Source organism: Pseudomonas sp. 28 E 9, assembly GCF_900004785.1.
In the GTDB taxonomy this organism is placed as follows: Bacteria; Pseudomonadota; Gammaproteobacteria; order Pseudomonadales; family Pseudomonadaceae; genus Aquipseudomonas; species Aquipseudomonas orientalis_A.
The window spans coordinates 1-24578 of sequence record NZ_CVTK01000002.1 but is presented as its reverse complement, the minus strand read 5'-3'; the positions used below and the strand labels follow the sequence as shown (position 1 = coordinate 24578).

General features: G+C 61.2%; 25 protein-coding genes. 17 read left to right on the top strand and 8 right to left on the bottom strand.

Annotated elements, in window-relative coordinates; all coding sequences use genetic code 11:
- Positions 1-59 precede the first annotated feature (59 nt).
- On the top strand, positions 60-509 hold the full coding sequence (soxR, locus tag BFQ00_RS00130) for a redox-sensitive transcriptional activator SoxR (RefSeq protein ID WP_065932267.1): 450 nt from the start codon (positions 60-62) through the stop codon (positions 507-509).
- A 46-nt stretch (positions 510-555) separates the two neighbouring features.
- Here soxR and BFQ00_RS00125 read toward each other — a convergent pair whose 3' ends face one another.
- The 4 genes from BFQ00_RS00125 to BFQ00_RS00110 are packed head-to-tail and all read right to left on the bottom strand — an operon-like array spanning position 556 to position 5082.
- Positions 556-1803 (bottom strand): MFS transporter, encoded by a 1248-nt coding sequence (locus BFQ00_RS00125; RefSeq protein WP_065932266.1) that lies wholly within the window; start codon positions 1801-1803, stop codon positions 556-558.
- Positions 1800-2525 (bottom strand): 2OG-Fe dioxygenase family protein, encoded by a 726-nt coding sequence (locus BFQ00_RS00120; RefSeq protein WP_065932265.1) that lies wholly within the window; start codon positions 2523-2525, stop codon positions 1800-1802. Before BFQ00_RS00120 ends, BFQ00_RS00125 begins: the two co-directional genes overlap by 4 nt.
- Positions 2526-2529: 4 nt before the next feature.
- Complete coding sequence (locus tag BFQ00_RS00115) at positions 2530-3897, bottom strand: ATP-grasp domain-containing protein (protein ID WP_065932264.1); 1368 nt, start codon at positions 3895-3897, stop codon at positions 2530-2532.
- A gap of 30 nt (positions 3898-3927) precedes the next feature.
- Positions 3928-5082 (bottom strand): KamA family radical SAM protein, encoded by a 1155-nt coding sequence (locus BFQ00_RS00110; RefSeq protein WP_065932263.1) that lies wholly within the window; start codon positions 5080-5082, stop codon positions 3928-3930.
- 660 nt (positions 5083-5742) lie between these two features.
- Here BFQ00_RS00110 and BFQ00_RS00105 point away from each other — a divergent pair.
- From BFQ00_RS00105 to BFQ00_RS00070, 8 genes are read left to right on the top strand one after another with little or no spacing between them, the layout of a single operon-like run.
- Positions 5743-6942 carry a PepSY-associated TM helix domain-containing protein gene (locus BFQ00_RS00105; RefSeq protein WP_065932262.1) on the top strand — a complete coding sequence of 400 codons (1200 nt, stop codon included), beginning with the start codon at positions 5743-5745 and terminating at the stop codon, positions 6940-6942.
- A complete protein-coding gene (locus BFQ00_RS00100) occupies positions 6942-7478 on the top strand; it encodes a thiamine pyrophosphate-binding protein (RefSeq protein ID WP_065932261.1) in 537 nt (178 codons plus the stop codon). Before BFQ00_RS00105 ends, BFQ00_RS00100 begins: the two co-directional genes overlap by 1 nt.
- Complete coding sequence (locus tag BFQ00_RS00095; RefSeq protein ID WP_065891637.1) at positions 7475-7801, top strand: hypothetical protein; 327 nt, start codon at positions 7475-7477, stop codon at positions 7799-7801. The genes BFQ00_RS00100 and BFQ00_RS00095 overlap by 4 nt, the downstream gene beginning before the upstream one ends.
- A complete protein-coding gene (locus BFQ00_RS00090) occupies positions 7798-8358 on the top strand; it encodes a DUF6162 family protein (protein WP_065932260.1) in 561 nt (186 codons plus the stop codon). The genes BFQ00_RS00095 and BFQ00_RS00090 overlap by 4 nt, the downstream gene beginning before the upstream one ends.
- A 19-nt stretch (positions 8359-8377) precedes the next feature.
- The gene (locus BFQ00_RS00085) at positions 8378-9298 is read left to right on the top strand and encodes a metal ABC transporter substrate-binding protein (protein WP_065932259.1); all 921 of its coding nucleotides are present in this window, start codon (positions 8378-8380) and stop codon (positions 9296-9298) included.
- Positions 9295-10041, top strand: coding sequence for a metal ABC transporter ATP-binding protein (locus BFQ00_RS00080; RefSeq protein WP_065932258.1), 747 nt, complete (start codon positions 9295-9297; stop codon positions 10039-10041). Before BFQ00_RS00085 ends, BFQ00_RS00080 begins: the two co-directional genes overlap by 4 nt.
- On the top strand, positions 10038-10937 hold the full coding sequence (locus BFQ00_RS00075; RefSeq protein ID WP_065932257.1) for a metal ABC transporter permease: 900 nt from the start codon (positions 10038-10040) through the stop codon (positions 10935-10937). The genes BFQ00_RS00080 and BFQ00_RS00075 overlap by 4 nt, the downstream gene beginning before the upstream one ends.
- Positions 10937-11899 (top strand): metal ABC transporter solute-binding protein, Zn/Mn family, encoded by a 963-nt coding sequence (locus BFQ00_RS00070; RefSeq protein WP_065932256.1) that lies wholly within the window; start codon positions 10937-10939, stop codon positions 11897-11899. Before BFQ00_RS00075 ends, BFQ00_RS00070 begins: the two co-directional genes overlap by 1 nt.
- Here BFQ00_RS00070 and BFQ00_RS00065 read toward each other — a convergent pair.
- Positions 11880-12605 carry a UTRA domain-containing protein gene (locus BFQ00_RS00065; protein ID WP_065888224.1) on the bottom strand — a complete coding sequence of 242 codons (726 nt, stop codon included), beginning with the start codon at positions 12603-12605 and terminating at the stop codon, positions 11880-11882. The genes BFQ00_RS00070 and BFQ00_RS00065 overlap by 20 nt on opposite strands.
- A gap of 350 nt (positions 12606-12955) precedes the next feature.
- On the opposite strand from BFQ00_RS00065, the gene BFQ00_RS00060 reads away from it, so the two are divergent.
- From BFQ00_RS00060 to BFQ00_RS00025, 8 genes are all read left to right on the top strand, one after another.
- The gene (locus BFQ00_RS00060; protein ID WP_065888223.1) at positions 12956-14032 is read left to right on the top strand and encodes an ABC transporter substrate-binding protein; all 1077 of its coding nucleotides are present in this window, start codon (positions 12956-12958) and stop codon (positions 14030-14032) included.
- A gap of 297 nt (positions 14033-14329) precedes the next feature.
- Entirely contained in the window at positions 14330-15136 is an 807-nt protein-coding gene (locus BFQ00_RS00055; RefSeq protein ID WP_065891630.1) for an alkaline phosphatase family protein, read from the top strand.
- The gene (locus tag BFQ00_RS00050; protein ID WP_065932255.1) at positions 15133-15978 is read left to right on the top strand and encodes an ABC transporter permease; all 846 of its coding nucleotides are present in this window, start codon (positions 15133-15135) and stop codon (positions 15976-15978) included. Before BFQ00_RS00055 ends, BFQ00_RS00050 begins: the two co-directional genes overlap by 4 nt.
- Positions 15965-16765 carry an ABC transporter permease gene (locus tag BFQ00_RS00045; protein ID WP_065888220.1) on the top strand — a complete coding sequence of 267 codons (801 nt, stop codon included), beginning with the start codon at positions 15965-15967 and terminating at the stop codon, positions 16763-16765. The genes BFQ00_RS00050 and BFQ00_RS00045 overlap by 14 nt, the downstream gene beginning before the upstream one ends.
- Positions 16762-17751 (top strand): ABC transporter ATP-binding protein, encoded by a 990-nt coding sequence (locus tag BFQ00_RS00040; protein WP_065932254.1) that lies wholly within the window; start codon positions 16762-16764, stop codon positions 17749-17751. Before BFQ00_RS00045 ends, BFQ00_RS00040 begins: the two co-directional genes overlap by 4 nt.
- A 31-nt stretch (positions 17752-17782) precedes the next feature.
- Positions 17783-18436, top strand: coding sequence for an HAD family hydrolase (locus BFQ00_RS00035; protein ID WP_065932253.1), 654 nt, complete (start codon positions 17783-17785; stop codon positions 18434-18436).
- Between the two features lie 388 nt (positions 18437-18824).
- Entirely contained in the window at positions 18825-20906 is a 2082-nt protein-coding gene (locus tag BFQ00_RS00030) for a carboxy terminal-processing peptidase (RefSeq protein ID WP_240995381.1), read from the top strand.
- A 119-nt stretch (positions 20907-21025) separates the two neighbouring features.
- Positions 21026-22789: a bifunctional diguanylate cyclase/phosphodiesterase gene (locus tag BFQ00_RS00025; RefSeq protein WP_065932252.1), complete on the top strand. Its 1764-nt coding sequence runs from the start codon at positions 21026-21028 to the stop codon at positions 22787-22789.
- Here BFQ00_RS00025 and BFQ00_RS00020 read toward each other — a convergent pair.
- The 3 genes from BFQ00_RS00020 to BFQ00_RS00010 all read right to left on the bottom strand — a co-directional run bounded on the left by BFQ00_RS00020 (position 22786) and on the right by BFQ00_RS00010 (position 24055).
- On the bottom strand, positions 22786-23157 hold the full coding sequence (locus tag BFQ00_RS00020; protein WP_005786715.1) for a hypothetical protein: 372 nt from the start codon (positions 23155-23157) through the stop codon (positions 22786-22788). The two genes, BFQ00_RS00025 and BFQ00_RS00020, sit on opposite strands and share 4 nt — an antisense overlap.
- Positions 23154-23492: a helix-turn-helix domain-containing protein gene (locus tag BFQ00_RS00015; RefSeq protein ID WP_065932251.1), complete on the bottom strand. Its 339-nt coding sequence runs from the start codon at positions 23490-23492 to the stop codon at positions 23154-23156. The genes BFQ00_RS00020 and BFQ00_RS00015 overlap by 4 nt, the downstream gene beginning before the upstream one ends.
- A 107-nt stretch (positions 23493-23599) precedes the next feature.
- Complete coding sequence (locus BFQ00_RS00010; protein ID WP_065932250.1) at positions 23600-24055, bottom strand: YkvA family protein; 456 nt, start codon at positions 24053-24055, stop codon at positions 23600-23602.
- Between the last annotated feature and the right edge of the window lie 523 nt (positions 24056-24578).

Genomic DNA, 24578 nt, shown 5'->3' with positions numbered 1-24578 from the left:
GTGCCATGCAGGGTAAAACCTCTAGTTAAGTCAAGGTCAAGCGCTGAATCGGGGGTTTTATGCTCAACAAGGAACTCACCGTTGGCCAGTTGGCTGCCCGCAGCGGCGTGGCCGTCACTGCGCTGCATTTCTACGAAACCAAGGGGCTGATCAAAAGCAATCGCAATGCCGGCAACCAGCGGCGCTACCCACGGGATGTGTTGCGGCGGGTGGTGGTGATCAAGATCGCCCAGCGCCTGGGCATTCCGCTGGCAACCATCGGCGAGGCATTACAGGCGTTGCCCGATGGCCGAACGCCCACCGCCAAGGATTGGGCACGCCTGTCGGCACGCTGGCGGGAAGACCTGGATGAGCGGATCAATAAACTGTCGATGCTGCGCGACAAGCTCAATGGCTGCATAGGCTGCGGGTGCCTGTCGATGGAGGCGTGCCCGTTGCGCAACCAGGGCGACCAACTTGGTGAGCGCGGACCGGGCGCGCAGTTGCTGGAGCCTACTGAGCAGTCCTGAGCTCACGCCCCAGTGGAAGGACGCCGGCGCCCTTCCACAGTGGCGATCAACGGGTGGGCGGTGAACCCGACGCGTCCGGTCGGCCCCGGTAAGCCGCGCACCCCAGCCACACGGTCATCACGCCCAACGCCGTCAGCGGTAGCCCATGGAACAGCACGATCACCTGGGCCGGCGTCCACGTCACGTAGAACGGCCCGACCACCAGCATCCCCACGCCAAAGCCCACCATCTGAATCAGGACCAACAGGCTGAACAGCGGCAGTCGCAAGCTGTCCGGTTCGCTTTGCGCGCGGGAGACCAACGCCACTTCGGACAGCCCGTCGCCCAATCCTGCCCACACCACCAACAGCAGCGCCAGCCACAATTGGGTTTGCTGGAACGTCAGGATAAAGCCGCTGGACATCAGCGCCACGCCAACCATGAACAACCGCTCCATGCCTGGCGTGCCGCGCCCCTTCAACAGCGCACTGGCGATACGCGCCCCGATGAACTTGCCACAGGCCCAGACCGCCAGCAGGTAACCCATCACGGTTTTGGCCGTGTCCGGGGAAATGTACTGGGACAGCACCGGCCAGCCGACGTTATGCGCCGCGCTGCCGAGGGTGTCGAGCATGCTGATCAGCAACATCGCGGCCAGCACCGGCGCGCCGCGCAGCCCCCTGGTCAACGCGCGCCACTCCGCCGAAAGGCCGCGATGCGCGGCGACGGTAACGCTGTACAACGCACGCAGTGGCATGACCAGGCAAGCGGCTATCACATAGGTGCCGATATTCACCGCGAATACCGACTCGAATCCCCCCGTGGCAATCAGCAGCCCCGACAGCAAGCTGCCGAACACCGCGCCGGTCGCGGCCGCCGAGGTGATCCAGGCGTTGGTATCGACCCGCTGTTCAAGGGCAACCCAGGTTGGCAACTGGCTGTTGAGGCCGATGGCGAACAGCGAATTGCACAGGCCGATACCGAAGGCGATAAACGGCAGCAGGCTGAGTTGATGCGCAGGGATCAGCAGCAGCAACGGCGTCAGCAGCAGCGCTCGCGCCAGGTCCAGCCCGGCCAGGGTGCCGCGCCCGGCGAAACGCCGGAAAAACGGGATGCCGAACAGGCTGGCGACAATGCCACCGGTCACGCGGCACGCCAGGAAGATGCTGACGAACACCACGCTTTGGCTGAGCCAGTAGACATAGGTGGACAAGGCCACCATGTTGAGGAAAGCGCCAAAGTCCGACACGCCGCGAGCGAAGATGATCAGCCGCGCGTTGCGGATCGACAGGTACAGCTGTTGATCGTGGCTCATGCAGGCGGCGCCGCTTGATCATCCGGCACACTGCGCAGGCTGACCAGCAGCATGTCGCGCCAGGCCGGTGACGACGCTACGTTCGGCCGCACATCGCCGGCGCGGTGGTAGAGCCCTCGGTCATCGATCACGAGGGTTTCCAGGAAGCGCGTCATCGGCAGATTCAACACGCGACTGTGCTCCTCATCACTGGTAAACACCTCCGAGATCACCGGCAATGTGTTGTGCTCGCCGATAAAATGCATGAATACCCAATCCAGACCATCCTGGTGAATCCCCGACGTGGTGGGGCTGCACGCTTGCGCGTCCGCCCGCACACGAAACTGGTGGATATCGATGGTATGACTCTGCTCGCCCAGGTGCGGTGCGATCACCGCCAGGTCGGTGGCCAGCAGCTTGCGCATCAGCGGATGTTCGATAAAGCCTTCCTCGCTGTAGCTCAAATGGTTCACCCCCTGGCGATAGTTGACGGCGTAGGTGACCGGCGACTTGAACGCGGTGCTCCGGTCGATCTGCAATTGCCGTGACGGTGATAAACGATAGCGCAGAATACGCCGCTCGCGATGGGTGTACGCCTTGAATGCCTCGTCGCGCACCAGGTTGGCCCAGTACGCGCGAAAGCTCTGCTCTTCGCCCGCCTCGACACTGACCAACTCGCCAAAGTCAGGCCGATGGCAGTAATGGTGCTCGCGCAAGTGCGCGGAAACTGTCGGGATATCCATATCGCTAGCCTGCCACCGGGTTGTCGATGATGACGCGCAAGTGCTGGCCGACCGCGTCATGCAGTGCGCGCGCATCGGCAGCGTCCGCGACCCTGGCCCAGCACTTGAGCAGATAGTGCTCCTCAATATCCGCATCGATCATGTGCCCTGGCTCCTGCTGGGCATACTCGAGCACCGCGACGTTCTGTTCCAGGAACTCCACGCCTTCAATGCCTTGAAACCGACCGCTGTGCTGCGGGTAGATCGCCAGCATCGCGTAATGTTGCCCGGCCTCGGCCACCTTGCGGGCGCCCGCTTCCAATTGCGCGTCGATGCCCTGCTCACCCGTCAGCAACGAAAGATACAGCTGATAGGGATCGATACCGGCCAGATCGCGGAACGCCGCGTTGACATAGAGCCCGCCCACGCGCGGGTTGATCTCGATCACCACAGGGCCCTGCGGGGTCATGCGGAACTCGAAATGCACCACGGCGTTGGTCAGGCCGACCGCCTTCAGACACGCCACGGCGTACGCGCGGATCTGCTCGCACTCGCGGTCGGTGAAGGAGGTCGGAGGGGAAATCAGCAGGTTTTCGAGCACCGTGCCGCTGCGCTCGGTCAGCAACAGTTTTTCGTTGATCAACAGTGGATGCACACGCTCGCCGGCCACCACACACTCCACGCTGCCTTCGATACCGGGGATGTAGCCCTCCAGCAACAGACTGCGCCCGGGAATGTAGGCATGCCGTTGGCCGTCGTCCTCCAGTAGGGTGTGCGCACAGCCATAGAAGTCCGCGTACGCCGCCGTGGCGTGGTCTTTGACAAACAGCGCGTAGTGGCTGCGCAGTTCCGCCCAATTGGCGCATTTCCTGATAAACGCCGAAGCGCCGCCAAATGGCGGTTTGGCGATCAGCGGATAACCGACCCGTTCGGCCTGTTGCTGGAGCTGCTGTTCGTTATTGCACAGCGCAAACGGCACCGAGGCAATGCCGTGCTGCTTCAGCACCCTGCGCATCAGGAACTTGTTGTTGCACGCCGCCACCGCCTCGGGGCGGCTATGCACCAGGCCCAGGCGCTGGGAAGCTCGCGCAACGATACAACCGACCTCGCCCAGCGCGGACGGATGGCCGGCCTGGCAGAAAATCCCGCGAATCTGATACTGCCCATCGAGCTGGCCGACCAACGCCAGAATGGCCTGCTCGTTGAGCGCGTCGAGCAGGAACACCGAGTCACTGTCATCCCTGAGCCGTTGCACATGCGTGCGCCCTGCCACGCCCGCCGTCAAGCACACCAGGCCCTGGACGCGGGCAGCCGCGAAGTGCGGCTCCCGGTAGTTATAACGAACAGACGTACTGTCATCGACATCGATAAAAAGGATGGCGTCCTGTTTCATGTTTTATACCGCCTTAGTCCATCAATTTATTCAGGCATCCTGCCAACTGCACCACTGCCCTTCCCAGTTACGGAATCGGTAATGACGCTGCCCATCGCGAACTTCGAAGTACGGCAAGTCCTCGGGCTTTTCAAAGTCCAGCAGCGGCACCGTAAACTTGCCTTGTGCATGCGGCAGAACATATTCGGGCAGGGCAATATTGGACACTCGCCGCTTGAGGCGATCCATGATGGCGATGGCCTGACTGATCGACGCCTTGTATTCAGAGGCGCCGGGAGAAAACGGCATGAAGTGATATAAGTAATAAGGCTTCACACCCAAGCGATAAAGATCGATAAACAGTTTATGCAGTGTGGCTTCATCATCGTTGACGCCGCGCAACAACGGCATATTGGAAAACACGATCGGCACCACACCCTGAATACGTTTGACCGCCACCGCAAAGTCAGCGCTGAGTTCGAGCGGGTGGCAGACGTGCACGCCAAACGCATTGACCTTGTACTTTTCAAGCATCGCGATCAACTCATCGGTCACGCGAAACGGGTTGAAACTCAAGGCCCGCGAGTGAACGCGGATAAGCAGGTCATCGCTGATCCCGCGCAGCGCGGCCAGGTATTCTTCGAGCTTGCGGTCGGCCAGCATCAGCGGATCGCCGCCGCTGAGAATCACTTCTTCGATGGCCGGATTGGCGCGGATGTACGCCACCGACTCCATGAAGGAATCCCGGCTGGCGTTGGCCTTGTCCGTGCCCACCTGCAAGGTGCGCAGCGCTTCGAAGCAGAACTGGCAATAGGCATTGCAGGTATTGGTGGTGCGCAGGATCACGCGATTGTCGTACTTGTGCTGGCAGATGGGCGTCTTCATTTCATGGCCCAGCTCCCAGTTCTCGGAGGTGCCATCGTAATCACCCTCGACCTGCTCGCTCCAGTACGGCACCACTTGCCGCCACAGCGGGTGGTCCATGACGGTGCCACTGGTGACGGAGCGCCTGATCAGATCAATGTAGTACGGCGTGATCTGCATCTTGCGCCCCAGCAGGTTATGCTCGATGTGCGCAGTCGTTTCCTCGCCCCAGCCACCGCAGGCAGCGCGAAGACTCGGTTCATCACGCAGGGCATTCTTCTGCTGCCAACGCCAGTCCTGCCACTGCACCGAGCGGTGAATTTCTTGATCAAAAATCGACATGAGTAGGTACTCTCTGTTAAGGCATATGAACGCGTGCCCTTCCCCGGCGGGAACAGCGATATTCGCAACAATGACAATCGACTTGGGAGGCAGGCGGCGATCAATTGGCCGATGCAATCAGCCACGCAGGAAAGTAACAACAACTTATTATAAGGGGGGTCGGATAAGCGACGGAGACGGTCATTTAATGCACTTCCTTTTTTTAAAATTATCTGACTTCCATGCCGACACCTACTAAAGCCGAAGCCCTCGACAGCGTCAATACAATATCCCTGCTTTTTTTTCAGGTTTCAACCCAGGCCTGCGTCCACCTCCCGCAAACATAGGTATTCAGCCGTTAAAATGCATTCATTTAAAAAGTAAATAACACCGTCAATAACCCGTTCAGCTTCCCGCGAGATTATTTTTATACTTATATAACTACGTAGTTCCGCGCTTATCACTCTGCCTCGGCGTGCACCCCGTCCGTGGATGCAATCACGCACGATCAGTGGCCATGCGTACGGCCCGCTGCGCGCCTGAAACATTTTCTTTCATTTCTCGCCTGGGGATTTCTCATTCTCATTCGTCTTAATTTAGATACAGCCCGTCGCGTCAGCAAAAGCTACGACCGGCCTTTTCCGGGCCTCCATCGCCCCTTCCATCAAGACCCTCATCCACATGTCGAAGAAGTCACGCTCAAAACTCTGGTTTCTCGTACACAGCTGGCTGGCGTTGCCCATCTGGTTCTTTGTCCTGATCGTCTGCGTCACCGGCACCCTGGCGGTGGTCAGCCAGGAAATCGTCTGGCTGGCCAACCCGGATATCCGCGCGAGCAAGCCGTCCGATGATGCCCAACCGCTGAGCTTCGACCAGGTGATCGCCGCCATCAAGCGCGACGAGCCCCAGGTCATCGTGCGCTCGATCATCCGTCCCGACGAATCGCACTTCGCGTTGATGGTCGGCCTCAGCTATCCGGACGGGCGTTCGGTCGATGCCTATGCCAACCCCTACACGGGCGCCCTCCAAGGCATCAGCCCGGCCTTCGACTTCCAGCAATTCACCCGCGCCCTGCACGGCTGGTGGCTGGTGCCGTTCACCAATGGCTACAGCTGGGGCTGGTACCTGGTGTCGCTGCTCGGCCTGCCGTTGCTGGCCTCATTGGTTACCGGCCTGGTGGTGTACAAGCGTTTCTGGAAAGGTTTTTTGCGCCCCACCCTGCGCATCCGTCACGGCGCACGGATTTTCTGGGGCGACTTCCACCGCCTGAGCGGTATCTGGTCGATCTGGTTCATCGCCGTCATCTCCATCACCGGCACCTGGTTCCTGATCCAGGCGATCCTGGGTGACAACCAGATCTCCATTTCCAGCGAGCCCATCGTGCCGGTGATTGCCCGGGAAAAGGTGCCGCTGTCCGCACCCGGCGTGCCGGCCCCGATGATTGCCCTGGACGACGCGATCAAAATCGCCACCCAGCGCATCCCCGGGCTGGAGGCCACCTTTGCCTTCCTGCCGCTCAATGCCTACAGCCACCTGCAGATCGGCGGGCGCGGCTGGTACCCGCTGATGTTCCAGACCGCGCAACTGAATCCCTACAGCGGTGAAATCGCCGTATCGCACCTGCTGTCCGACCGCACCGCACTGGAGTTCGTCACCGAGTCCATGCGCCCGCTGCACACCGGTGACTTTGGCGGCCTGTGGATCAAGCTGATCTGGGCCTTCTTCGGCCTGGTGCTGAGCATGATGGTGTTGAGCGGCTTGCTGATCTGGACCAAGCGCACCGCCCTGGCCACCCTCAACGCTTTCAAACGCGAGGCCAAGACCCAGCGCCAGCCTGTGCCCACCCCAGCCTTGCAGGCTGAAACCTCGGAGACTCACTGATGAGCAGAGTCGCGGCCAAACCCTCTTCACCGCTGCGGGCCTGGTGGCTGAAGTGGCGTTTCCATATAAACATCCTGCTGTTGCTGGTGCCGCTGGGCTTCATGCCCAAGTATTTTGCCGATGCCGCCCTGTTTCGCGGGGATGCCGGCATTGGCGAGCGGGTCGCCGGGGACATTCAAGTCGGCCCCTGGAGCCTGACCCTCGCCGAGTTTCGCAACGAAGGCCCGCGCCCGGACCCGGCCGGCCCGATGAAAGCGTTTAACGCCGCCCTGTGCGCCACCTGTGCCGAGCAGGTCAAGGCCACTTACCTGCGCATCGGCAAGCCCCGCAGCCTGCGGGCCGCCGGGGTGATCTTCTTCGGTACGCCGTACCGCATGGGCGCCATCGTGCCGGTGCCGGAACGCACGCCGATCGATGCCGAGCTGTGGGTCACCATGGAAGGCTGGGACGGCACCATGCACCAGGGTTCCATCCCGCTGAGCCAGGCTTCGCCTGCCACCATTGCCTGGTTGAACAAGCAAGGAGTCAAACCATGATATTCAAACGCCTGACTGCCGGTTGCGTACTGTTGCTCAGTACCGGCTTCAGTCAACTTGCCCTCGCTCACAACCCGATGTGCGAGTGCAAGGAAATCCCCGGTGAACAGATCCAGTGCAAGGGCGGATTCTCCGACGGCAGCGGCGCTCCGGGCGTGACCCTGGATGTGATCGGCTACGACGAGACCATCCTGGTGCCGGGCAAGCTCGGTGAGGATTCGACCCTGACCTTCAAGAAACCCACGGCCGAATTCTATGTACTGTTCGATGCCGGCCCCGGTCACGTGGTGGAAATCGACCAAGCGGATATCCAGGCGCAATGAGTACCGTACAGGTAGTGCGCCCGGCCGGCGCGGGGCATGAAACCCTCTATGTGCTGTTGCTGTGCCTGATCATCCTGGCGGTGGCGGGAACGGTGGTGGCCTTGCACGGTGAAACCCAAGAGGTCGCGGCGCTGCCAAGCCACCAGCTGGATGCCCGGCGCGACCTGAGCGCCGCCGAACAAGGCATCTACGCCGACCTGCGGGTGACTCTGGATGAAATCCACCTGCTGCAGCAAGAGCAGAACGCCCTGCCTACGCCGGACCAATTGGCGCAAGAAGGCTTTGCCCCGTTCGCCCAGGACGCCAGTTCCGTCAGCCGTGGCGATCATCGCTGGCAACTGCTCGCGCCCTCGACCTACCTGGGCTTGAGCCAGGCCACCGACACCAGTGGCTCGTTGCTGATGCGTGTGCAAGGCGCCGAGCCGGATATCTGGCTCAACCGTGGCAAACACCTGGCCGTCCCCTCCGACCTCACTGACCAGGCGCTGATCGCTGCCGGCTGGCAACAGGTGGTCGCGCAATTCGATGCCGGCGTGACCCGCCAGCACCGCCACTGAACGAGAAGACCGAGTGCCCATGTCCATTTCATCTCCCCTGTTGCGCCTGTTGCTGGTTGGCCTGTTCAGCCTGGTCCTCGCTCCCCTGGCGAATGCCGAAGCGAGCAAACGCCTGCGCATCGGCATCACCTTGCATCCTTACTACAGCTACGTGGCCAACATCGTCGGCGACAAGGCCGACGTGGTGCCGCTGATTCCGGCGGGCTTCAACCCCCATGCCTACGAGCCGCGCGCCGAAGACATCAAGCGCATCGGCACCCTGGACGTGATCGTGCTTAATGGCGTGGGGCATGACGACTTCGCCGATCGCATGATTGCCACCAGCGAGCGCCCGGATATCCCGGTGATCGAAGCCAACGCCAATGTGCCGCTGCTGGCCGCCACCGGCAATGCCGCGCGCGGTGCGGGCAAGGTGGTCAACCCGCACACATTCCTGTCGATCAGCGCGTCGATTGCCCAGGTCAATAACATCGCCCGCGAGTTGGGCAAGCTCGACCCGGACAACGCCAAGGCCTACACCCAGCACGCCCGCGCCTACGGCAAGCGTCTGCGCCAAATGCGCGCCGACGCCCTGGCCAAGCTGACCAGCGCACCCAACCCGGACCTGCGCGTAGCCACGGTGCACGCGGCCTACGACTACCTGCTGCGCGAGTTCGGCCTGGAAGTCACCGCCGTGGTCGAACCGGCCCACGGCATCGAACCGAGCCCCAGCCAGCTGAAGAAAACCATCGATGAACTGCGCGCCCTGGACGTGAAAGTGATCTTCTCGGAAATGGATTTCCCGTCCACCTATGTCGATACGATCCAGCGTGAATCCGGGGTCAAGCTGTATCCGCTGTCACATATTTCCTACGGCGAATACAGCGCCCAGAAGTACGAAGTGGAAATGACCGGCAACCTCAATACCGTGGTCCGGGCGATCCAGGAGTCGGGAACATGACGGCGGCAGAACACCTGAACATTGCAAGCAACGGCCCGACGCTGGACTTCGACAACGTCGCGCTGACCCTGGGCCGTACCGTGATTCTCGATGGCGTGAGTTTCCAGGTTCAGCCCGGCAGCATCCACGCGCTGGTCGGCCCGAATGGCGGCGGCAAGAGTTCACTGATCAAGACCCTGCTGGGACAAACGCCCCATCAGGGCCGATTGAGCCTGGAATGGCCGGCCACACCGGGCACCATTGGCTATGTGCCCCAGGCCCTGGAGTTCGACCGGGGTTTGCCGATGACCGTGGATGATTTCATGGCTGCCATGTGCCAGCGGCGGCCGGCGTTTCTTGGCCTGTCCCGGCACTACGCCGGCGCGATTGGCGAGGCGCTGGAACGGGTCGGCATGCAGGACAAGCGCAAGCGGCGCATGGGGGCGCTGTCCGGTGGCGAGCGCCAGCGTGTGCTGCTGGCCCAGGGCCTGATACCTGCGCCGCAATTGCTGGTGCTGGATGAGCCGATGTCGGCGCTGGACGAAGCCGGTATCCAGGTATTCGAGCGTTTGCTCAGGGACTGGCGACTGGCCGGGATTACCGTGTTGTGGGTCGAGCATGACCTGGAAGCCGTTGGCCGTCTGGCCGACCGTGTCACCGGCCTGAACCGCCGCGTGCTGTTCGACGCCACGCCCCGGGAAGCGCTGACCCCGGATCGCCTGCTGACCTTGTTTTCCACTCACCCTCGGAGCCTGGCGCAATGAGTTATGAAGCGTTTCGCCTGATGGTCCAGGGCTGGGCCTCTTCCGGCTATTTGCCGGAGGCGCTGGCCTATGGTTTTGTGGTCAACGCGCTGCTCGCCGGGTTGCTGATCGGCCCGGTACTGGGCGGAATGGGCACGCTGGTGGTGGTCAAGCGCTTTGCGTTTTTCTCCGAAGCGGTCGGCCATGCCGCCCTGACCGGCGTGGCCGTGGGCATCCTGCTCGGTGAACCCTACACCGGGCCCTACGGCAGCCTGTTCGGCTACTGCCTGCTGTTCGGCATCCTGCTCAATTACCTGCGCAACCGCACCGGCCTGGCGCCGGATACGCTGATCGGCGTGTTCCTGTCGGTGTCCCTGGCGTTGGGCGCCAGCCTGCTGTTGACCCTGGCCGGCAAGATCAATGTGCACATTCTGGAAAACGTGCTGTTTGGCTCGGTGCTGACGGTCAACGGCAACGACTTGCTGGTGCTGGCGGTGGTCGGTGCGCTGGTGATGGCCCTGGCGCTGCCGCTGTACAACCGCATCATGCTCGCCAGCTTCAACCCGCAGTTGGCGGCAGTGCGCGGCGTGGCGGTGAAGACCCTGGACTATCTGTTCGTGATTCTGGTGACGCTGATCACTGTCGCGGCGGTCAAGGTGATCGGCGCGATCCTGGTCGGTGCCCTGCTGGTGATTCCGGCGGCGGCGGCGCGGCTGTTGAGTCAGTCGCTCAAGGGCTTCTTCTGGGTTTCGGTGGCAATCGCTACCGTCAGTACCCTGTGCGGCATCCTGCTGCCGATCATCTTCGACCTGCCTGTACCGTCCGGCGCCGCGATCATTCTGGTTGCCGGCATCGCCTTCGCCCTCGCCGCCATCGCGCGCGGCACAGTGCCCAGCCTCAAAGGGAATCTTGGATAATGCGCCCTGTCTTTCGCCCAATGGCCCTGACCATTGCCTGCTTGCTCAGCACCTCGGCGCTCGCCGTCGTGGATGGTTTTCAAACCAGGGACTTCGTTGCCAACCATGGCCTTGGCCATGCCGCGCTGACCAAGACCAAATCGGTAAAACCGGTCAAGGTGCTGGCGTCGTTGCCGATCACCTACGGCCTTGCTGAAGTGCTGCTCAAAGGCTGCGATGTGCAGCTCGAACGCGCGGCACCCGCCAATTTGCCCGGTTCGCGGCAAGTGTCCTACTTCACCGGGCGCGGTGCGTCGGCGCTGAGCCAACTGGCCCAGGATGCCGATGCCGCCATCGGCCTGCGCTCGCTGTGGGCCGATGACCCGCTCTACCCGGTGGCGCGGCGCAGCAACATCCGTATTGTCGAAGTCGACGCTGCGCGCCCGGTGGACGGCGGTTTGCCGGGCATCGCCGTGCAGCCGGGCGTCAGCGATGGCTTGAACAGCCAACCCTGGCAGTCGAGCAACAACATGGGACGCATGGCCGATGTGTTGGCGGCCGACCTGAGCCGCCTGGCGCCGGGCGCCAAAACACAGATCGACGCTAACCTGGCCGCGCTCAAGCAACGCCTGCTCAAGCTCACCGCCGACAGCGAGGCACGCCTGGCCAGGGCCGATAATCTGAGTGTGGTCAGCTTGAGCGATCACTTCGCCTATCTGGTCAGCAGCTTGAACCTGGAAGTGCTCGGTACCGATGCGCGTCCGGATGCAGACTGGACGCCTGAGGCGCTGCAAACGCTCAGTGCGCAGTTGAAGGACAATGAGGTGGCGCTGGTGCTGCACCACCGCCAGCCGAGTGAGGCCGTGAAAGCGGCTGTCAGTGCCGGCGGCGCCAACCTGCTGGTGTTGAATGTAGACGGTGCCGATCCTGTGACAGAGCTGGAAACCAATGTGGACCAGGTGATCAAGACGCTGATGCCTTAACGTCCACCCCCACATGAATCGCGTCATGGCGCCAGAACTCCAGGTCGCAATCGATCAAGCGCTGGTGCTGGTCATAGTTGACCCGGGCGATCCGCAAGCCCGGGCTGCCCACCGATACGCGCAACGCAGCGGCGGCTTCCACCGGCAATGAGGTCGGCACGATCTCGAAACGCACCCGCCCGTAGTGCAAGTCGTACTTGCGCGCATAGAGTTCGGTCATCGACTGATTCAAATCGCACGCCAGGATGTCCGGGAAATAGTGGGGGTTCAGGTAGTGCTCCACGTACAGCACCAGACGCCCGTCGATCCTGCGCGCCCGGCAAATCTGGATCACGCTGGACAACGCCGGCAGCCGCAGCCACGCACACACCGCCGCCGACGCCGGTTGCAGGCGCGCCGAAATAACCTCAGTGGAGGCCACACGCCCCTGGTCGCTGACCATCGCGTGAAAGTGGCTGCGTTGCATCAGGTTATAGGCCAGCCGGGGTGGCGAGACGAACCAGCCCCTGCGCTCCTCGCGATAGATCTGCCCTTGGGCCTCCAACTGTAACAAGGCTTCGCGCACGGTAATCCGGGTGGTACCAAACAACTCGCTGAGCTTGCGTTCGGCGGGCAGCTTGCTGGCAGGCGGCAACAGGCCATGATCGATCTGCTCTTGCAGCGCCAGGCCGATGGAGGTTACCGCCTTGATTGCCTCGTCACGCATCAACGTTACCTATCTGGACTAGACCAGCACCGTTCAGGTGCATAAAACGCGCTCTTCATGGGCTCGTGCTGCTGCATGCCAGCCTAGGCATTGCAGATGACCGACAGATGACAATGGATGTCGCTGCCCGCACCACACCCTGCAATACATCGGCCAAGTCCATGGCCTGCGGGCACTTGGGCATGGTCTACGCTAAGTCTGAACGGAGCGACACCCGTGCTTCAAAAACGACATCGACATGAAACTGTCATCCATAGGGCCTAGATTGGCTCAGGTATTGCTGACCTAGACCACACCCTCGCCAACGTTCAGATAAAACGCCGCGTGATAAACGCCCAAAGGAGCTTCGGATGAAACAGCTTTTCCTGGCATCACTGTTAGGCTCGACCATTGCCATGTGCACCGCCGCCATGGCCGCTGATACCGATCTAAAAACCTTGGAAGCCGCCGCCAAGAGCGAGGGCGCCGTGAACAGCGTCGGCATGCCCGATGACTGGGCCAACTGGAAAGGCACCTGGGACGACCTGGCCCGGATCCATGGCCTCAAGCACATCGACACCGACATGAGCTCGGCCCAGGAAATCGCCAAGTTCAAGGCCGAAAAAGACAATGCCAGCGCGGATATCGGCGACGTGGGCGCCGCCTTCGGTCCCATCGCGGTGAAGCAGGAAGTGACCCAGCCGTACAAACCCTCCACCTGGGCTTCGGTACCGGATTGGGCGAAGGACAAAGACGGCCACTGGGCACTGGCCTACACCGGCACTATCGCGTTTATCGTCAACAAGAAACTGCTCCACGGCTCCGAAGTCCCGACCAGTTGGGCAGACCTGCAAACCGGCAAATACAAGGTCTCGGTGGGTGACGTAAGCACCGCCGCCCAAGCTTCCAACGCGGTACTCGCCGCCGCCATCGCCAACAAGGGCGACGAGAAAAACATCGCACCGGGCCTGCAGTTTTTCACCAAGATTGCCCAGCAAGGTCGCCTCGGCCTGTCCAACCCGACCATCGCCACCCTGGAAAAAGGCGAAGTCGAAGTGGGTATCGTCTGGGACTTCAACGGCCTGAGCTACAAGGCCAAGATGGCCAACCCGGATGACTACGTGGTGCTGATCCCATCGGATGGCTCGGTGAAGTCCGGCTACACCACCATCATCAACAAGTACGCCAAGCACCCGAACGCCGCCAAGCTGACGCGCGAATACATCTTCAGCGATGCCGGCCAACTCAACCTGGCCAAAGGCAATGCCCGTCCGATCCGCGCCGAGACCGACCTGAAACTGCCGGCTGACATCGCCAAAAACCTGATCCCGGGTGAGCAATACACCAAGGCCAACCCGCAGCCGATCAAGGATGCCGATGCCTGGGAAGCGACATCCAAGAAACTGCCGCAGCTGTGGAACGAGCAGGTGATTGTCGAAATGAAGTGAGGGTTTAAGCCCACATTGGAGATCCACTGGAGATCCAATGTGGGAGGGGGCTTGCCCTGATGCCAGTCAGTTAGGGCTTTTTGTAGGAGCGAGCTTGCTCGCGAAAAACTCACAGGCACCGCGTTCATTCAGAAGGCACGCGTTATCGTTGACGTTTTTCGCGAGCAAGCTCGCTCCTACAGAGGGCGGTGTACGCTTAACGGACTGGCATCAGGGCTTGCCTATTCCCACACTTGAATCCGGTTTCCAGCGGGAAATCGAGTGAAGTCCAATCTTTGTCGCGGAGCCCCAGCCCCCATGAAGCACCCTGTCATCCTTGTCGTGCTCGACGGCCTGAACGCCGGGGTCGCCCGGCACGCCATGGGGCACTTGCAGGCTTATGTCGGCGCAGGACGCGCAGCCTTCTACACACTGGAATGTGAACTGCCCGCCCTGTCCCGCCCGTTGTATGAATGCATCCTGACCGGTGTGCCGCCGATCCAGAGCGGCATCGTCCACAACAACGTCGCGCGCCTGTCCAGCCAGCGCAGCATTTTCCACTACGCCACCCGTGCCGGCTTGACCACCGCAGCGGCGGCTTACCATTGGGTCAGCGAATTGTATAACCGCACCCCCTTTCTCGCGGCCCGTGATCGTCATACCGACGATGCGGCGCTGGCGATCCAGCATGGGCATTTCTACTGGAATGACCACTACCCGGACTCCCACCTGTTTGCCGACGCCGAAAGCCTGCGCCTCAAGCACGCGCCGGACTTTCTGCTGGTGCACCCGATGAACATCGACGACGCCGGTCACAAGCACGGCCTCGACACTGCGCAGTACCGCAACAGCGCACGCTCGGCCGACATTATTCTCGCCGACTACCTGCAAGGCTGGCTCGACGCCGGTTACCAGGTGCTGGTCACCGCCGACCACGGCATGAACAACGACCGCTCCCACAACGGCCTGCTGCCGGAGGAGCGCGAAGTGCCGCTGTTTGTACTCGGCGACGCCTTCAGCCTGGATGCCGCCGCCGCGCCGAAACAGACCGATCTGTGCGGCACCGTCTGCGCACTGCTCGGCGTGCCGCACGACAAACCGGTCTGCCGGGAGTTGCTCAAATGAGTGGCTTGGTTCGCGGCAAATGGCTGGCCTTACTGTGCCTGGCGCCCTTCGCGCTGTTCTTTATCGTGTTCCAGATCGCGCCGTTGGCCTGGGTGCTGATCAACAGCCTGCAAACCGAAGACAGCGGTTGGAGCCTGGAAAACTTCACGCGCATATTCAGTTCGAAGTTCTACCTGCAGGCGATCCAGTTCAGCCTCGAGATCAGCTTCTACTCCAGCGTCTTCGGCATCATCATCGCCACGCTGGGCAGTTACTCCCTGCGCCGGGTCGATTCGCCGCTGCGCAATTTCGTCACGGCGTTTGCCAACATGACCAGCAACTTCGCCGGCGTGCCCCTGGCTTTCGCGTTCATTATCCTGCTGGGGTTCAACGGCAGCATTACCATCATGCTCAAGCAGGCGGGGATCATCCAGGACTTCAACCTGTACTCCAAAACCGGTTTGATCCTCCTCTACACCTACTTCCAGATCCCCCTCGGCGTCCTGCTGCTGTACCCGGCCTTTGACGCGCTGCGCGAAGACTGGCGCGAATCGGCCGCCCTGCTCGGCGCCAATGGCTGGCAGTTCTGGCGGCACATCGGCTTGCCGGTCCTGACCCCCGCCCTGCTCGGCACGTTCGTGATTCTGCTGGCCAACGCCCTTGGCGCCTATGCCACCGTGTACGCCCTCACCACCGGCAACTTCAACGTGCTGCCGATCCGCATCGCGGGGCTGGTTTCCGGTGACGTGTCACTGGACCCGAACATGGCCAGCGCCCTGGCCGTGGTGCTGGTGGCGCTGATGACCGTGGTCACGGTGGTCCATCAACTGCTGCTCAAGAGGAGCTACCATGTCTCGCGCTGATGCCGGCCCGGCGTCCCTCTACCATCGGGTGGTGGTGTACGTGCTGTTCCTGATCCTGGTACTGCCGCTGGCAGGCACCTTTGTCTATTCGATCTCCAGCAGTTGGTCGGCCACCATCCTGCCCGCCGGCTTCAGCCTGAAATGGTATGTGCAGCTATGGAGCGACCCGCGCTTCCTGATGGCCTTCGGGCAATCGCTGCTGGTGTGCGTGGGCGCGCTGATCCTGTCGGTGGTGCTGATCCTGCCGCTGCTGTTCGTGGTGCATTACCACTTCCCCAGGCTGGATGCGCTGATGAACATCCTGATCCTGCTGCCGTTCGCGGTGCCGCCGGTGGTGTCGTCGGTGGGGCTGCTGCAACTGTACGGGTCCGGGCCGCTGGCGATGGTGGGTACGCCGTGGATTCTGATCGGTTGCTACTTCACCGTGGCGCTGCCGTTCATGTACCGCGCAATCACCAACAACCTGCAGGCGATCAATCTGCGCGACCTCATGGACGCCTCGCAACTGCTCGGCGCCAGCACCTGGCAAGCGGCGATCCTGGTCGTGCTGCCCAATCTGCGCAAAGGCCTGATGGTGGCGCTGCTGCTGTCGTTCTCATTCCTGTTCGGTGAGTTCGTGTTCGCCAACATCCTGGTCGGCACCCGCTATGAAACCCTGCAGGTGTACCTCAACAACATGCGCAACAGCAGCGGCCATTTCACCAGTGCCGTCGTGATCTCCTATTTCTTCTTTGTGCTGGTGCTGACCTGGGCCGCCAATATCTTGAACAAGGACAAAAGCCAATGAGCTTCGTCAGCGTCCAACACCTGCAAAAGAGCTATACCGGCACCCCGGTATTCAGCGATATCAACTGCGAAATCGCCAAGGGTGAGTTTGTCACCCTGCTCGGCCCGTCCGGTTGCGGCAAGTCGACCTTGCTGCGCTGCATCGCCGGTCTGACCTCGGTGGACAGTGGGAAAATTCTGCTCGATGGTCAGGACATCGTCCCGCTAAGCCCTCAGAAACGGCATATCGGCATGGTGTTCCAGAGCTACGCGCTGTTCCCCAACATGACCGTGGAACAGAACGTCGCCTTCGGCCTGCGCATGCAGAAGGTCAACGCCGACGACTGTCACACGCGGGTGCAGGAGGTACTGCAATTGGTCGAGCTCAAGGACCTGGCCGGCCGATACCCGCACCAGATGTCCGGCGGCCAGTGCCAGCGCGTCGCCCTCGCCCGCTCATTGGTGACCCGCCCGCGCCTGTTGCTGCTGGATGAGCCGCTGTCGGCGCTGGATGCACGGATTCGCAAGCACCTGCGCGAGCAGATCCGCCAGATCCAGCGCGAACTCGGCTTGACCACCATCTTCGTCACCCATGACCAGGAGGAAGCCCTGACCATGTCGGACCGCATCTTCCTGATGAATCAGGGCAGAATCGTACAGAGCGGCGATGCCGAGACCCTCTACACTGCGCCGGTGGATGTGTTCGCCGCCGGGTTTATCGGCAACTACAACCTGCTGGATGCCGACAAGGCCAGCCAACTGCTGCAACGGCCGATCAGTGGGCGCATCGCGATCCGCCCCGAAGCCATCGAACTGAGCCGTAACGGCGACCTTGACGCGCTGGTGCGCAGCCACAGCCTGCTGGGCAACGTGATTCGCTATCGTATCGAAGCCCGTGGCGTGGAGTTGGTGGTGGATGTGCTGAACCGCTCTGCCGACGACCTGCATCCGGATGGCCAGCGCCTGGCACTTTCCATCGACCCCAGCGCGCTGTGTGAAGTAGCCTGACGGGCAATGACTGAATGAGAGAGCATTTCGGATGGCATTGGTAATTTTTGATCTGGACGACACCCTGATCCATGGCGACTGCGCCACCTTGTGGAGCGCGCAGATGGGCCGCCTGGGCTGGGTCGACCCTGAGTCATTCATGCGCAGGAACGACGAGCTGATGGCGGCCTACGGCCGAGGCGAGCTGCGCATGGAGGACTTCATGGATTTCAGCCTGGAGCCGATGATCGGCCGCACCCCGCAAGAGATCGAACACCTGGTGGAACCCTGGGTCGAGGACGTGATCGAGCCGCTGATCTACAGCGACGCGACCAAAACCATCGCCCGACACCGCGCCAATGGTGACCGGATCCTGGTGATCTCCGCTTCGGGCACGCACCTGGTCACGCCGATTGCGGCGCGCATCGGCATCGACGAAGTGCTGGGCATCGAGCTGGAGGTCAGCCACGGGGTGTACAGCGGCCAGACCGAGGGCGTGCTGACTTACCGCGAAGGCAAGATCACGCGCTTGCTGCAATGGCTTGAGCAGGAAGGCGAAACCCTGGAAGGGGCCTGTTTCTATTCGGATTCGCGCAATGACCTGCCGTTATTGCTGAAGGTGGATCATCCACAGGTGGTCAACCCCGACCCGGTATTGCGGGCCCACGCCGAACAGGCCGGCTGGCCGATTCACCACTGGACCTGAACCCACGGAGTTCTCCCTGTAGAAGATCCCCATGTGGGAGGGGGCTTGCCCCCGATGGCGGTGGATCAGATGAAACATTCTTCACTGACATACCGCTATCGGGGGCAAGCCCCCTCCCACATGGGTACTGTTACAACTCTGCGATGAGCACCCGCTTCCGCCACGCGAACGCGAACTTGACCTACATTGCAGGTAGGACCGAGCTCTTACACCGCTCGACATGACCCTCGACGCCTTGCAATGCTCTCACAGTGCCTCCATAGTGAGTCCGGACTGAGCCCGTTGCAGTAGCGTCGGGCTTTTTGCATTATGCGACCGGACCATATGGAACCGGCTCCCTCAAAGACGGCCTAATATGCGTTATCAATTGCCCCCGCGTCGAATCAGCATGAAGCATCTGTTCCCCAGCACCGCCCTCGCTTTTTTCATTGGTCTCGGCTTCGCGTCGATGTCGACCAATACGTTCGCAGCCAATAGCTGGGACAACCTTCAGCCTGATCGCGATGAGGTGATTGCCAGCCTTAACGTCGTCGAGTTGCTCAAGCGCCATCACTACAGCAAGCCGCCGCTGGACGACGCGCGCTCGGTGATCATCTACGACAGCTACCTCAAGCTGCTGGACCCGTCGCGCAGCTACTTCCTGGCCAGTGATATCACTGAGTTCGACAAGTGGAAGACCCAGTTCGACGACCTCCTCAAAAGCGGCGACCTGCAGCCCGGTTTCACCATCTACAAGCGTTACCTGGACCGCGTCAAAGCGCGTCTGGACTTCGCCCTGGGTGAGTTGAACAAAGGCATCGACAAGCTCGATTTCACCGAGAAGGAAACCCTTCTGGTGGACCGCAAGGACGCCCCTTGGCTGACCAGCACCGCCGCGCTCGACGACCTGTGGCGCAAACGCGTCAAGGACGAAGTGCTGCGCCTGAAGATCGCCGGCAAAGAGCCCAAGGCCATCCAGGAGCTGTTGACCAAGCGCTACAAGAATCAGCTGGCGCGCCTGGACCAGACCCGTGCCGAAGATATCTTCCAGGCTTACATCAACACTTTCGCGATGTCCTACGACCCGCACACCAATTATCTGTCGCCAGATAACGCGGAAAATTTTGATATCAACATGAGTCTGTCCCTGGAAGGCATCGGTGCCGTCCTGCAAAGCGACAATGACCAGGTCAAGATCGTGCGCTTGGTGCCGGCAGGTCCGGCGGACAAGACCAAGCAGGTCGCCCCGGCCGACAAGATCATCGGCGTGGCCCAGGCCGACAAAGAGATGGTTGATGTGGTCGGCTGGCGCCTGGACGAAGTGGTCAAGCTGATCCGTGGGCCCAAGGGCAGCGTGGTGCGCCTGGAAGTGATTCCGCACACCAATGCACCCAACGACCAGACCAGCAAGATCGTGTCCATCACCCGTGAAGCGGTGAAGCTCGAAGACCAGGCCGTGCAGAAGAAAGTCCTCAACCTCAAGCAGGATGGCAAGGACTACAAGCTGGGCGTGATTGAAATCCCGGCCTTCTACCTGGACTTCAAGGCCTTCCGCGCCGGTGACCCGGACTACAAGTCCACCACCCGCGACGTGAAGAAAATCCTGACTGAGCTGCAGAAGGAAAAAGTCGACGGCGTGGTCATCGACCTGCGCAACAACGGCGGCGGTTCCCTGCAGGAAGCCACCGAGCTGACCAGCCTGTTCATCGACAAGGGCCCGACCGTGTTGGTGCGCAATGCCGACGGCCGTGTCGACGTACTCGAAGACGAGAACCCGGGCGCCTTCTACAAAGGCCCGATGGCGTTGCTGGTCAACCGTCTCTCGGCCTCGGCCTCGGAGATCTTCGCCGGCGCCATGCAGGACTACCACCGTGCGCTGATCATCGGTGGCCAGACCTTCGGCAAGGGCACCGTGCAGACCATCCAGCCGCTGAACCACGGTGAACTCAAGCTGACCCTGGCCAAGTTCTACCGGGTGTCCGGGCAGAGCACCCAGCATCAGGGCGTACTGCCGGACATCGACTTCCCGTCGATCATCGACACCAAGGAAATCGGCGAGAGCGCCCTGCCCGAAGCCATGCCGTGGGACACCATCCGCCCTGCGATCAAGCCGGCATCCGACCCGTTCAAGCCGTTCCTGGCACAGCTGAAAGCTGACCACGACACGCGCTCCGCCAAGGACGCCGAGTTCGTCTTCATCCGCGACAAGCTGGCCCTGGCCAAGAAGTTGATGGAAGAGAAAACCGTCAGCCTCAACGAAGCGGACCGTCGCAAGCAGCACGCCGACATCGAGAATCAACAACTGGTGCTGGAAAACGTGCGCCGCAAGGCCAAGGGCGAGGACCCGCTCAAGGAACTGAAGAAAGAAGATGAAGATGCGCTGCCGACCGAGGCGGAAAAAACCAAGCCGGAAGACGACGCCTATCTGGCCGAGACCGGTCGCATCCTGCTGGACTACCTGAAAATCACCAAGCAGGTAGCCAAGCAGTAAATGATGTCAATTTAATGTGATCGCTCCCTGGAGTGTCATCATATAGACATCATTCTGTCGTGAAATATAAGGACCGCAGGTTTCAAGCCTGCGGTCCTTTTTTTTCGATCGAGAGTGCCATGACCATGACCGAACAGCTGGATGCATTGGGCTCTATCCTGGCTCAACGCAGTTTGCACAGCCTGTTCCAACCGATCATTTGCCTGTCTGAACGCCGCATCCTCGGCTACGAGGCCCTCAGTCGCGGCCCGTCCAACAGCCCGTTGCACTCCCCCGTCGCCCTGTTCTCCATCGCCAGCCATGCCGGGCGCCTGAGCGAACTGGAAATGGCCTGCCGTGAGAGTGCCTGCCGGCGCTTCAGCGAGCAGAAGCTGCCGGGCAAGCTGTTTCTCAATATCTCACCGGAATCCCTGGTGGAGACCGCCCACCAACCGGGGCGCACCCTGCAATTGCTGCGCGAGTTCGGTATTCCCCCCAGCCAGGTGGTGATCGAACTCACCGAGCAGACGCCCACCGATGACTTCAAGCTGTTGCAGACCGCGTTGCATCACTATCGCGACATGGGCTTTGCCATTGCCCTGGATGACCTGGGCGCCGGTTACTCCAGCCTGCGGTTGTGGTCGGAGCTACGCCCGGATTATGTGAAGATCGACCGCCACTTTATCGACGGCATCCATCAGGACGCGCTCAAACGCGAATTTGTCGGCTCGATCATGCAGATCGCCAAGGCCTCCCGGGCCCAGGTGATCGCTGAAGGCATTGAACTGCCGGAAGAGTTGGCGGTGTTGACGGAAATGGGCGTGGACCTGGTCCAGGGCTACCTGCTCTGCCGGCCTCAGGAGCATCCACCGCAGGAAGCACGCTTGATGCTGCCCAAGCCGGACCACGCCAATATCGCCCTGAATGAAGAAGCCAGTGACCTCAGCGCGCTGCTCATTGAACAGCCGGCGGTGGATCAAGACACGGCAACCGCCCAGGTGCTCGAAGCATTCCGTCGCCAGGCCAACCTGAACTCACTGGCGGTGCTCGATGCCCGCAACCACCCGGTGGGCATCGTGCATCGACACTCGCTGTCGGACGCGCTGCTCAAACCCTTCGCGACCGACCTGTTCGCTCGCAAGCCGATCAGCCGCCTGATGAGCGATGACTTTCTGGCCGTGGAGTTGAGCCAGTCCCTGCAACAGGTCAGCCGCTTGCTCACCAGCCGTGCGCGGCAACGCATCGAAGAAGATTTCATCATTACATTGAATGGCGACTATCTGGGCCTGGGACGGGTCATCGATGTGCTCAAACTGATCACCGAACTGAAAATCCAGCAGGCGCGCTACGCCAACCCGCTCACCCTGCTACCGGGCAACGTGCCGATCCAGCAGTGCCTGACGCGCCTGCTGCAGCAACAGCGTGAATCGGTGATCTGCTATGTGGATATCGACAGCTTCAAGCCGTTCAACGATATCTATGGTTATGGGCGCGGGGATGAGGTGCTGTTGTGCCTGGCGCAGTGCCTGAACGACCGGGTCGATCCCAGCCGCGACTTTGTCGGGCACATCGGTGGTGATGACTTTCTGCTGGTACTGGGCCCACAGGACTGGCGCAAACGGCTCAATCAACTGCTGGACGACTTTCACACCCAATGCCGACGCTTCTACCGCGCCGAGCACCTCGACGCCGGCTGCTTCACCGCACTCAACCGCCAGGGCGTGCGCCAGGAATTCGCCTTGCTTTCACTGTCGATTGGCGTGGTGCATTTGTATCCACAGGCCTGTGCACAACTCGATGCCAGCCAGTTGGCGGAGCTGGCGTCGCAGGCCAAGCACCAGGCCAAGGACATCGTCGGCTACAGCATCCATGTGATCGACAGCCTGGACCTGCTGCCGGCTTAGGCCTCGGCGGATTCGGGATATTCGTACTCGAACACCCGCACCACCTCCGAAGCGTGCCAGGAAGCGGCGGCCACACCGTCGGAGGGCCCGCTGAAACGCCCAAGGCGCTCCACGCATTCAAAGAACCCCGTGCGCGGCAGGCGGCTGGCACCCTGGCTGATCACCAGGGAACTGCGCAGCGGCTGCTCGGCTTTGGCGTCCAGCGCCGCCAGGTGCTCCAGGGCGGCGGCCAGGGTCTGCATCGCCGGCGTCGGGAATTGCAGGCGCTCAAGCAGCGCACGGTAGGTCAGCAGATGGCGCTGGCGACGCGCCTGGTCCAGTTCGTTGAGTAAGCCATCCCAATGTTGACGGCTGATACGTAGGCTCAAGATTCATCCCTCCAACCTGCAACGCCCAATTCCCAGGCCAGACTGCGGCGAATGGCGGCATCCGGCTGGCGTTCACCACTTTCGATCAAACCAAGATACGAGGGGCTGATACCCACTGTGCGCGCCAGGGTTTCGATCGCCAGGCCCTTGGCTTCACGCAGGCCACGCAGGGCTGCGAGCGGGTGCACGTCCTGGTCGGGAGCAATCGGTGTGGCAGGGGAAGAAGCCAGTGTGGGCTGTTGCTGACCGGCCGCTTTTAGCAGCGCCTGGTACTGGTCCCATGGCAACACCGCATATTCGGGTTCGCCATTACGTGAAATGATCTGGATATCCATGACTGCCCCGTAGGATAAAAACACTTACCAAGTAAGTAATTTCCTTACTCCTTCCTTGGAAGTGTAATCCTAACAGCCATGGAGGTCGCAGGGGATAGCCCAAAGCATCAGTTTTTTTGTGGGTTTTCCTGGGCGAGCAGCTCAGGTGTAGCCGGCAGACGTTCGACCACGGCCAGCTTTTCCGGGCGTTGCGCATCGCGCCAGGCGCGAAACGCGCTGAGCTCCCCGCTCAGGGTCTTCATAACCCAGGCCAGCACGGCGATGTCGTCGAACATACCGAACATGGGAATAAAATCCGGAATCGCGTCAATCGGACTGAGGAAGTACATCAGCCCCGCCACCACCGAAATCAACGCCTTGGGGCTGATCGCCCGATACTCGCCGCGCCAGTAGGCCAGGCACAGGGCCTGAAGCAACTTGAGGTCATCCTTGAGCTGGCCCAACCGATTGCCCTGGCTCGAGCCTTTGGCCGCGACAGCAAACAGCAGGGTTGGCAGACGGCCACGCCCCAGCAAGCGTGCGGCTATAGGCAGGAAGCGGGTGAAATTGAAGGGTGGTTTCATGTGTCACTCCAGTTCCATACGACAGAAAGGTTATCCACACAAATTGTGGATAACCTTGTGAACAGAGCCTTTTTTCATGGCTGAAAGCCACGGACTACAAGGCCTGCAGTCAGATCGGGCGTTTTTTGCGCACATCAGAAAATCCCAATATTTCATTGACTTGGCAGGTCTGTGCGGCTACCCGTGCTCGGGCCTAATATCAGACTGTGTCAAGTTGAGGACGTTCGTTCGGATTTGCAGAGGCTTAAACGTGACAGCTGACACGCCTGCGGCTACCCCACAGCGCCCAACCGTAACCACGATGCGAAGCGAGTCGCTCGTGATCTTGATCTTGATCTGCTTTTGATCTTAAGCGCCCCGTCAAACCACGCTGGCCGAACGCAGGCTTGAATCCGTGGGCAACCCGGCAGGACGCCGGGTTAGCCGCATTGGGCCATGGATGGCCCATTGCGGCGGCCCACGGATTCAAGCCTTCGATCGGGCACACCGAGCCTAAGCGAGGTGCCGAGTGGTGGGGCAAGAG

What these genes read in the sequence shown, in the direction of transcription:
- BFQ00_RS00030 (WP_240995381.1), top strand. Translation starts at nt 18,825, where the DNA reads ATGAAGCATCTGTTCCCCAGCACCGCCCTCGCTTTTTTCATTGGTCTC.
- BFQ00_RS00115 (WP_065932264.1), bottom strand. Translation starts at nt 3,897, where the DNA reads ATGAAACAGGACGCCATCCTTTTTATCGATGTCGATGACAGTACGTCT.
- BFQ00_RS00105 (WP_065932262.1), top strand. Translation starts at nt 5,743, where the DNA reads ATGTCGAAGAAGTCACGCTCAAAACTCTGGTTTCTCGTACACAGCTGG.
- BFQ00_RS00095 (WP_065891637.1), top strand. Translation starts at nt 7,475, where the DNA reads ATGATATTCAAACGCCTGACTGCCGGTTGCGTACTGTTGCTCAGTACC.
- BFQ00_RS00075 (WP_065932257.1), top strand. Translation starts at nt 10,038, where the DNA reads ATGAGTTATGAAGCGTTTCGCCTGATGGTCCAGGGCTGGGCCTCTTCC.
- BFQ00_RS00025 (WP_065932252.1), top strand. Translation starts at nt 21,026, where the DNA reads ATGACCATGACCGAACAGCTGGATGCATTGGGCTCTATCCTGGCTCAA.
- BFQ00_RS00120 (WP_065932265.1), bottom strand. Translation starts at nt 2,525, where the DNA reads ATGGATATCCCGACAGTTTCCGCGCACTTGCGCGAGCACCATTACTGC.
- BFQ00_RS00085 (WP_065932259.1), top strand. Translation starts at nt 8,378, where the DNA reads ATGTCCATTTCATCTCCCCTGTTGCGCCTGTTGCTGGTTGGCCTGTTC.
- BFQ00_RS00090 (WP_065932260.1), top strand. Translation starts at nt 7,798, where the DNA reads ATGAGTACCGTACAGGTAGTGCGCCCGGCCGGCGCGGGGCATGAAACC.
- BFQ00_RS00060 (WP_065888223.1), top strand. Translation starts at nt 12,956, where the DNA reads ATGAAACAGCTTTTCCTGGCATCACTGTTAGGCTCGACCATTGCCATG.
- BFQ00_RS00035 (WP_065932253.1), top strand. Translation starts at nt 17,783, where the DNA reads ATGGCATTGGTAATTTTTGATCTGGACGACACCCTGATCCATGGCGAC.
- BFQ00_RS00070 (WP_065932256.1), top strand. Translation starts at nt 10,937, where the DNA reads ATGCGCCCTGTCTTTCGCCCAATGGCCCTGACCATTGCCTGCTTGCTC.
- soxR (WP_065932267.1), top strand. Translation starts at nt 60, where the DNA reads ATGCTCAACAAGGAACTCACCGTTGGCCAGTTGGCTGCCCGCAGCGGC.
- BFQ00_RS00055 (WP_065891630.1), top strand. Translation starts at nt 14,330, where the DNA reads ATGAAGCACCCTGTCATCCTTGTCGTGCTCGACGGCCTGAACGCCGGG.
- BFQ00_RS00065 (WP_065888224.1), bottom strand. Translation starts at nt 12,605, where the DNA reads ATGCGTGACGAGGCAATCAAGGCGGTAACCTCCATCGGCCTGGCGCTG.
- BFQ00_RS00040 (WP_065932254.1), top strand. Translation starts at nt 16,762, where the DNA reads ATGAGCTTCGTCAGCGTCCAACACCTGCAAAAGAGCTATACCGGCACC.
- BFQ00_RS00010 (WP_065932250.1), bottom strand. Translation starts at nt 24,055, where the DNA reads ATGAAACCACCCTTCAATTTCACCCGCTTCCTGCCTATAGCCGCACGC.
- BFQ00_RS00125 (WP_065932266.1), bottom strand. Translation starts at nt 1,803, where the DNA reads ATGAGCCACGATCAACAGCTGTACCTGTCGATCCGCAACGCGCGGCTG.
- BFQ00_RS00050 (WP_065932255.1), top strand. Translation starts at nt 15,133, where the DNA reads ATGAGTGGCTTGGTTCGCGGCAAATGGCTGGCCTTACTGTGCCTGGCG.
- BFQ00_RS00080 (WP_065932258.1), top strand. Translation starts at nt 9,295, where the DNA reads ATGACGGCGGCAGAACACCTGAACATTGCAAGCAACGGCCCGACGCTG.
- BFQ00_RS00100 (WP_065932261.1), top strand. Translation starts at nt 6,942, where the DNA reads ATGAGCAGAGTCGCGGCCAAACCCTCTTCACCGCTGCGGGCCTGGTGG.
- BFQ00_RS00110 (WP_065932263.1), bottom strand. Translation starts at nt 5,082, where the DNA reads ATGTCGATTTTTGATCAAGAAATTCACCGCTCGGTGCAGTGGCAGGAC.
- BFQ00_RS00045 (WP_065888220.1), top strand. Translation starts at nt 15,965, where the DNA reads ATGTCTCGCGCTGATGCCGGCCCGGCGTCCCTCTACCATCGGGTGGTG.
- BFQ00_RS00015 (WP_065932251.1), bottom strand. Translation starts at nt 23,492, where the DNA reads ATGGATATCCAGATCATTTCACGTAATGGCGAACCCGAATATGCGGTG.